The sequence below is a fragment of the Acetomicrobium mobile genome (genome assembly GCF_937920065.1).
The window spans coordinates 1-2134 of the sequence record NZ_CALETC010000274.1; the positions used below are offsets into that span (position 1 = coordinate 1).

Genomic DNA, 2134 nt, shown 5'->3' on the forward strand with positions numbered 1-2134 from the left:
TATCAGAGGAACGGCTTGTCGTTGCATATTGGATCCCATCAATGCCCTGTTAGCGTCATCATGTTCCAAAAAGGGAATCAATGCTGCCGATACCGATACTATCTGCTTAGGTGTCACATCGATATAATTGACTTGTTCGGGAGGCACTATAACTATAGAGCCGCGATGTCTAACGTGTACCTCTTCTTGAGTAATTCGACCATTTTCATCGAGTGGAATGTTGGCTCTTGACACGAAAGCCTCGTCTTCTTCATCGGCCGGTAAATACACGACCTCGTCAGTGACATAGCTATCCCTGACGACTCGTTTAGGTGACATCAAAAATCCGTACTCATTTACCTTAGCGTAATTGGCTAATGAAGTAACCAACCCAATATTTGGGCCCTCCGGCGTTTCTATGGGACATATCCTGCCATAATGAGAGGGGTGTACATCCCTAGCTTCAAAGCCAGCTCTTTCTCTTGTTAAGCCACCAGGTCCCATGGCTGACAATCTGCGTCTATGGGTTACGTCGGCCAAAGGATTAGTTTGATCCATGAATTGAGATAACTGACTCGAACCGAAAAATTGCCTTATGGCCGCTGAAACTGGGCGTATGTTTATAAGATCTTGTGCGGTTGCGGCAGAAAGATCCGGAGTGGTCGTCATCCTGTCCTTTGCTATTCGTTCCATCCTAAGTAATCCGATGCGGATCTGATTTTGAAGAAGTTCGCCGACTGAACGCACGCGCCTGTTGGCCAAATGGTCAATATCATCCTCGCGCTCTATCCCATCTCTCAAGTTAAGTATTCCCTTGGTTATTGTTATTAAATCCTCTATTGTGAGTAACCGGATCTCCTCAGAGATATTAAGCCCTAATCTTCGATTTAGCTTATATCTTCCGACTCGACCAAGGTTGTAACGCCTAGTATCAAAGAAAAGCGAGTTAACGTACTCCTTCGCGTTTTCTATCCTTAAAGGTTCGTTGGGGCGCATGCGCCTAAAAATCTCCAACATGGCTTCTTCCGAAGAGCCAGTCCCGTCACGTTCAAGCGTGGCAGGAAAAACAGGGTCTACGTTCCAAAGCCTTACATTCGTACGACCGATATCCCACAATTTTTCTATATGTTCTTTAGTGAGGCGGTCATTTTTAGGTATGACGACATGTCCTGAGTCATCTATGATATCCTCAGCTATCAGACGTCCCTTAACATCTTCCTCGACTAGGTCGACTTCCTCCTCAACGCCGCCAAACGTTTTCAGCAATTCCGTATTGTCTTTAATACCAAAAGCCTTTAACAATACGGTTGCTGGTACCTTGCGGCGATTGTCTATATTCACTGACAAGATGTCACTTGGAGTAAGATCAAATTCGAGCCAGGCGCCTCTATCAGGAATTATTTTAGCTTTGCACACTTCACGTCCAGGTGCACCTGATTCGATGCTAAAATATACGCCGGCGGAACGGGCAAGCTGATTCACGACAACCCTTTCCGTTCCGTTAATTATAAAGCTTCCCCTATCCGTCATGACGGGAAAATCTCCGAGGAAAATTTCTTCTTCTTTTATCTCACCTGTATTGCGGTTTATCAGCTGGACAGTGGCACGTAACGGCATCGACCAGGTCAAGTCCTTTTGCCTGGCCTCTTCTTCGGTCAAAGTAGGTGGATCGATGTAGTAACGCACAAACTCTATGACAAAGGATCCATCGTAACTTTCTATCGGAAATATCTCCTCGAGTAATTCCTGAAGTCCCTGGGATTTCCTGTAATCTGGAAAAACATCTGGTTGCAAAAACCAATTATATGATTCATGTTGCAGCTCGACTAAATAAGGTAGAGCAACCAGCTCCTTTGAAGGACCAAAAGTTAACCTTTCGCGTTTTCTCCCCATTTTTACAAACTCTGGCATGGGAGCAACGACCTCCCTATATTATATGTTTTTGATGGGTTAAGAGGGAATAACTGCTTATAATGCAAGCGAAGATGATAACAGATGTCAAAGGCTCTGTCAATAGCATAGAAAAACCTTCTCCATAATTTGAGGTGATTATGGATATGCTACGTTTCTGAAGGGATTTGTGTATATAATTTATATTTACAATGGTGGGCAGGGGGGGATTTGAACCCCCACAGGCATCACGCCCACTGGCTCC

At 44.8% G+C, this 2134-nt stretch carries 1 pseudogene; it reads right to left on the reverse strand.

Annotation, left to right across the window (positions count from 1 at the left end):
* A pseudogene (locus tag Q7P41_RS10260) lies at positions 1 to 1890 on the reverse strand (DNA-directed RNA polymerase subunit beta); the annotation flags it as partial.
* Between the last annotated feature and the right edge of the window lie 244 nt (positions 1891 to 2134).